The following is a 5,695-nucleotide window of genomic DNA, read 5'->3' on the forward strand; positions in this document are numbered from 1 at the left end:
GCCAGCGCCAGCGTCGGCGAGTTCGCGATCGCCTGCTCGACCAGCGCGTCCAGCTGCGGATCGCGGAAGGCCTTCCACCATTGCGCGTCGAGCGCCTCGGCCGGGCCGGCCTCGAGGCCCAGGCGCGCGACGGCCTCGTCGCCGTCGATCGGCCGGCCCGGCTCGGCCAGCTTGGGGATGGGCGCGCAGGCGGCGAGCACCATCAGCAGCGCCGCGCCCATGGCCAGCGCCAGCGTCGTGCGATGAAGGGATCGGGAGGTCATCGGGGGTTCCTCGGGACTGTTGTTCTTGTGAAGGGGGAGAGAGCAGCGGGAGATCGTCATCGGCAAGTGCGGGTCAATCGTCCTTGTCCAGGATCGAGGTCTCGGAGCTCAGGCCCGCGTCGCGGATCGCATGGCCGTTGGCGACGACGCGCTGCAGCAGGCCGATCAGCGTGCGGAACTCGTGGTCGGTGAAGCCGGCCAGGTGATCGTTGAACACCTTGGACAGCACGCCCGGCGCGGCCGCCATCGCGCTCACGCCGACCTCGGTCAGCGACACCATCACCACGCGCCGGTCCTCGACCGAGCGCTCGCGGCGCACCAGGTTCTTCGCCTCGAGCCGGTCCAGCAGGCGGGTCATCGCGCCGCCGTCCATCGCCAGTTCACGCGCGAGCGCCGCGCTGGACATCGGGCCGTTGAAGCGCAGGCGCAGCATCGGCGCCCACTGGGCGTGGGTCAGGTCGTGCGCGCCCAGCATCTTGTCGGCCTGGAGCACCATCGACTGCTTGATCTGGCGCAGCAGCCAGCCCAGGCTGGGCTCGGAGGTGAAGCTGTCGGCGCTGTAGAAATCGGCGGGAGGCGGCAAGTTGGGGCTCATGGCTGGGCTTTCTGACTTCGGCTTTCCGGGAGGCAGGATGCGGAAAGACTTGATGACAATTATTGCTTAGGCAATGATTGCCTCGCCAATCACTGCCTGGGATGGGCTTTCTGCGGGTGGGGACTTTTCCGCCACACCGGCCCCCTAAACTGATCCGATGTCCGCCATGTCTCCCTCCTCGACGCGCCCGGGCGCCTCGACCACCCCCGCTTCGCCCCCCGGCACCGGCCCTTCGGCTGAGGCTCAGGCAAACGCCGTGCGCAACCCGCCCCCCTTGCGGGCGATGGCGCCGGCGCTGTGGCCCTTCCTGCGGCCGTATCGGGGGCGGATCGCCGCGGCGATCGTCTTCCTGGTGATGGCGGCGGCGGCGACGCTGGTCTTCCCGATCGCGCTGCGCCAGCTGATCGACCAGGGCCTGGTCGCCGCCGACCCGGGCGAGCGGCTGATGGCGCTGCGGGAGCACTTCCTCTGGCTGTTCGCCACCGGCGCGGCGCTGGGCGTGTTCTCGGCGCTGCGTTTCTACGCGGTGAGCTGGCTGGGCGAACGCGTCAGCGCGGACCTGCGCACCGCCGTCTACAGCCATGTGCTGCGGCAGAGCCCCGAATTCTTCGAGACCACCCAGACCGGCGAGGTCATCAGCCGCATCACCACCGACACCACGGTGATCCAGAGCATCGTCGGCTCCAGCCTCTCGATGGGGCTGCGCAACCTGATCATGGGCGTGGGCGCGGTGGCGCTGCTGATCGCCAGCAACCCGTGGGTGATGACGCAGGTGCTGGGCATCCTGGTGCTGGTGGTGGCCCCGGCGATGTTCTTCGGGCGACGCGTGCGCCGCCTGTCGCGGGCGAGCCAGGACCGCGTCGCCGACACCAGCGCGATCGCGGCGGAGATGCTCAACGCGGTCACCGTCGTGCAGTCGCATGCGCAGGAGGCGCGGGAGGCGGCCCGGTTCGATGCCGCCAGCGAGGCCGCCTTCGACACCGCCCGCAAGCGCACCCGGGTGCGCTCCTTCCTGGTCGCCTTCATCATCACCGCCACCTTCGGCGCGCTGCTGTGGGGCCTGTACCAGGGCACGCAGGCGGTGATGGCCGGCCGGATCAGCGCGGGGCACCTCGGGCAGACGGTGGTCTACGTGATCCTGCTGGTGTCGTCGGTGGCGGTGCTGGCCGAGGTCTGGGGCGACCTGCTGCGCGCCGCGGGCGCGACGGAGCGGCTGATGGAGCTGCTCGCCGCGCAGTCGCCGGTGGCGGATCCGGCCGCGCCTGTGGCGCTGCCAGCGTCGACCGGCCCGGCGCGCGTCGCCTTCGAGCAGGTGCGTTTCCACTACCCGTCGCGGCCGGACCGCGCCGCGCTGGACGACTTCAGCCTGCGCATCGAACCCGGCGAGACCGTCGCGCTGGTCGGCCCGAGCGGTGCCGGCAAGAGCACCGTGCTGCAGCTGCTGCAGCGCTTCTTCGACGTCCAGTCGGGGGCGCTGCTGCTGGACGGCGTGCCGGTGGACCGGCTGCGGCTGGCGGACTTGCGCGCGCGCATGGCGCTGGTGCCGCAGCAGAGCGTGATCTTCTCGGCCAGCGCGCTGGACAACATCCGCTATGGCCGTCCGGACGCGAGCCGCGAGGCGGTCATCGCCGCGGCCCGGGCCGCGCATGCCGACGAGTTCATCCGCCAGTTGCCCCAGGGCTACGACAGCTTCCTCGGCGAGCGCGGCGTGCGCCTGTCCGGCGGCCAGCGCCAGCGCATCGCGATCGCGCGGGCGATGCTGCAGGACGCGCCGCTGCTGCTGCTCGACGAAGCCACCAGCGCGCTGGACGCCGAGAGCGAGCGACTGGTCCAGCAGGCGCTGGACGAGGCGATGCGCGACCGCACGACGCTGGTGATCGCGCACCGCCTGGCGACGGTGCAGCGCGCCGACCGCATCGTGGTGATGGACCACGGCCGCATCGCCGAGCAAGGCACGCATGCCGAGCTGGTGGCGCGCGGCGGGCTGTATGCGCGCCTGGCGGCGCTGCAGTTCAATGCCTGATGCCCGGCGGGACTCCCCGGCTTCTCTAGAATCGCGCCCCATGACCGCAGACACCACCGCCGCACGCCCGGTGCGCAGCCAGTACGAAGACTTCATGCGCCACGTGTACGAGCACGGCGTCGCCAAGGGCGACCGCACGGGCACAGGCACGCGCAGCGTCTTCGGGCATCAGATGCGCTTCGACCTGAACGAGGGGTTCCCGCTCGTGACGACGAAGAAGGTGCACCTGAAGTCGATCATCCTGGAGCTGCTGTGGTTCCTGCGCGGCGACTCCAACGTCAAGTGGTTGCAGGAGCGCGGCTGCACGATCTGGGACGAGTGGGCGCGCGAGGACGGGGACCTCGGGCCGGTCTACGGCGTGCAGTGGCGCAGCTGGCCCAAGGCGGGCGGCGGCCATGTGGACCAGATCGCCGAGGTGGTGAAGCAGCTCAAGACCAACCCGGATTCGCGCCGGATCATCGTCTCGGCCTGGAACGTGGCGGAGCTGGACCAGATGGCGCTGATGCCGTGCCACGCCTTCTTCCAGTTCTACGTGGCCGACGGCAGGCTGTCCTGCCAGCTGTACCAGCGCAGCGCCGACATCTTCCTGGGGGTGCCCTTCAACATCGCCAGCTACGCGCTGCTGACGCAGATGCTGGCGCAGCAATGCGGGCTGGGCCTGGGCGATTTCATCTGGACCGGCGGCGACTGCCACATCTACGCGAATCACTTCGAGCAGGTGCGGACGCAGCTGGAGCGCGCGCCCTTCCCCTACCCGACGATGCACATCAAGCGCCAGCCGGCCTCGATCTTCGATTACGAGTTCGACGACTTCGAGCTGCGCGACTACCAGCACCACGCGGCGATCAAGGCGCCGGTGGCGGTGTGACACCCAGGGCGCGTTCCTGGTGATGCGGTCGGCGAACTCGCGATCAAGCGCGAACTCAAGGCGTGGGGAATGGGCGCCATGCGGATCGACAACCGATTCGCATGGCAAGCGGGCGCCCGGCGATCGCCGGGCCATTGCTCATCAATACGAGTAGCTCACATACACCGCCCCCACCGGCGAGGTCGCGCGGCGCGTCAGGGGGCTCTTGCGCGCGTCGCCGAGGAGGCGCTGCGCGCCGACCATGCCGGTGATGCGCCAGTCCGATGAGAGCTTGTGCTGCCAGCTCACGCCGCCTTCGGCCATGTGGGCGCCAGCCTTGGGCGTGAACACCGCATAACCCGAGCGCGCCGACTGCGCGGCCGTCACGCCGTGATAGGTCTGCATGTACTTCTTGTCCGCTGCGTTGGCCGACACCGACAGCACCACCGTGTTCCTGCCGCCCGACAGCACCGTGGCCGCTGCGCCGAGGCTGTAGAGCGCGCCGTTGGTCCGCGCCGTGATCGGCTGCTCGGTGGCGACCTGCAGCTCGAGCCAGTCGGTCACCGCATAGCCCAGCGCCAGGTGCGCCGTGGCGCTGCCCTTCACCTCGCCCATGCCGCGCAGGTACTTGCTGCCGCTGCTGCCGCCCAGTCCCTTCGTCTCCTTCTCTTCGCGCTTGCCGCGGTAGCCCAGCGCCGCGCTGTAGCTCAGGCCGCCGGTCGATCCCGCATAACCCAGGCCACGCTGCGTGCTCAGGAAGAAGCCGCTGGCATGCGCGTACTCCACCCCCAGCAGCGGCGCGACGAGGTGCTCGTCCGAACCGGCGTAGCGCGTGACGACGGCCACGCCGCCCTGGACAACGACGGTGGACGTCGGCGCGGATGCCGATGCGGGTCCGGTCTGCGCCTGGGCCGCGACGCACAGCGGCAGCAGCAGGAGAGCGGTGGTGATGGGGGTGAGGGGGAAACACTTCATGGATGTGGTCATGTCGATCATGGGAAAGAAAACCGCCGCCCGAGCACTGGAGCACCAGACGGGGCCTGGAACGCGTCGGCAGTGTCAAAGCGGTCCATGAAGCCGACCTTTTCCACGCATGAAGAAAGCATGAAGCGCCGCGCGGCGCGGCGCGTGCCGGGCCGCTGGGCTGGTCCAATGGCCGGCATGAAGATGCAGCTCATCGGGGCCTCACGCGTGCGCGACTTCACGCGCGCCCTCACCCAACCCAGCCTGGTGCGGCGGCTGCTGATCGCGCAGATGCTGCTGCTGACGCTGCTGTGGTCGGCGGGCGCGGGCTACCTGCTGAGCCAGGGCGCCCGGCCGCTGCTCGACACCCGCAAGCTCTACGAGACCATCAATGCGATCGCCGACGAGCTGGCCGACGACCCCGACCGCCGCCAGCGCGTGCTCGACCGCGCCCACGAGGCGATCGTCGAGGACTACGACGCCATCAACGACCCGCTGCCGGGCTTCGTCGTCCAGCAGCACGGGCGCATCGTGTACCGCAGTCCGAAGGCGCCCGACTTCGTCCCCGAAGGGCCGCTGGACCGCCAGTTCCCGCTGCGCCTGGGCGGCGTCGCCTACGTCGCCAAGACCATGCAGGCGCCCTCGGGGACGCGCACGACCATGTTCGCGCGCAACCAGGGGTGGAACGTCTTCATCACGATCTACTCCAAGGGCTTCTACCTGCTGCCCTTGCTGATCAGCCTGCCCATCCTCGTGGTGCCGGCCTGGCTGTCGATCCGCCTGGCGATGCGTCCCTGGAGCGCGGTGGCGCGCGAGATGGCCCGGCGCGGCCCGCAGGACCTGACCCCGCTCGCCTATCGCGAGGGCCATCGCGAACTGGCGGTGATGGTGGAGGCGATCAACGGCTGGATGCGACGCGTGTCCGACAGCAGCGAGCGCGAACGCGTCTTCGTGGCCGACGCGGCGCACGAGCTGCGCACGCCCCTGGCGGCGATGCTGGTCAA

General features: G+C 70.1%; 5 protein-coding genes and 2 pseudogenes. 3 read left to right on the top strand and 4 right to left on the bottom strand.

The annotated features are described in order from the left end of the window. Together FUT87_RS15725 and FUT87_RS15730 are read right to left on the bottom strand one after the other, a co-directional pair. Positions 1-263 (bottom strand): annotated as a pseudogene (locus FUT87_RS15725) (RND transporter); the annotation flags it as partial. A gap of 73 nt (positions 264-336) precedes the next feature. Then, positions 337-858, bottom strand: a complete 522-nt coding sequence (locus tag FUT87_RS15730; RefSeq protein ID WP_147241620.1) for a MarR family winged helix-turn-helix transcriptional regulator — start codon at positions 856-858, stop codon at positions 337-339. A gap of 283 nt (positions 859-1,141) precedes the next feature. On the opposite strand from FUT87_RS15730, the gene FUT87_RS15735 reads away from it, so the two are divergent. Next, on the top strand, positions 1,142-2,881 hold the full coding sequence (locus FUT87_RS15735; protein ID WP_255511868.1) for an ABC transporter transmembrane domain-containing protein: 1,740 nt from the start codon (positions 1,142-1,144) through the stop codon (positions 2,879-2,881). A 40-nt stretch (positions 2,882-2,921) separates the two neighbouring features. Continuing rightward, a complete protein-coding gene (locus tag FUT87_RS15740; protein WP_147241622.1) occupies positions 2,922-3,749 on the top strand; it encodes a thymidylate synthase in 828 nt (275 codons plus the stop codon). Positions 3,750-3,890: 141 nt separating this feature from the next. Here FUT87_RS15740 and FUT87_RS15745 read toward each other — a convergent pair whose 3' ends face one another. Further along, on the bottom strand, positions 3,891-4,715 hold the full coding sequence (locus tag FUT87_RS15745; RefSeq protein ID WP_186830565.1) for a MipA/OmpV family protein: 825 nt from the start codon (positions 4,713-4,715) through the stop codon (positions 3,891-3,893). Positions 4,716-4,720: 5 nt separating this feature from the next. Further along, positions 4,721-4,906 (bottom strand): hypothetical protein, encoded by a 186-nt coding sequence (locus tag FUT87_RS28905; RefSeq protein WP_186830566.1) that lies wholly within the window; start codon positions 4,904-4,906, stop codon positions 4,721-4,723. Between FUT87_RS28905 and FUT87_RS15750 the strand changes: the two are divergent. Beyond that, positions 4,890-5,695, top strand: a pseudogene (locus FUT87_RS15750) (sensor histidine kinase); the annotation flags it as partial. The gene FUT87_RS28905 and the pseudogene FUT87_RS15750 overlap by 17 nt on opposite strands.

The organism is Mitsuaria sp. TWR114, assembly GCF_007997345.1.

Excerpts from the sequence above, each read along its gene's own strand:
- FUT87_RS15730 (WP_147241620.1), bottom strand. The coding sequence starts at position 858 with ATGAGCCCCAACTTGCCGCCTCCCGCCGATTTCTACAGCGCCGACAGC.
- FUT87_RS15735 (WP_255511868.1), top strand. The coding sequence starts at position 1,142 with ATGGCGCCGGCGCTGTGGCCCTTCCTGCGGCCGTATCGGGGGCGGATC.
- FUT87_RS15740 (WP_147241622.1), top strand. The coding sequence starts at position 2,922 with ATGACCGCAGACACCACCGCCGCACGCCCGGTGCGCAGCCAGTACGAA.
- FUT87_RS15745 (WP_186830565.1), bottom strand. The coding sequence starts at position 4,715 with ATGACCACATCCATGAAGTGTTTCCCCCTCACCCCCATCACCACCGCT.
- FUT87_RS28905 (WP_186830566.1), bottom strand. The coding sequence starts at position 4,906 with ATGAGCTGCATCTTCATGCCGGCCATTGGACCAGCCCAGCGGCCCGGC.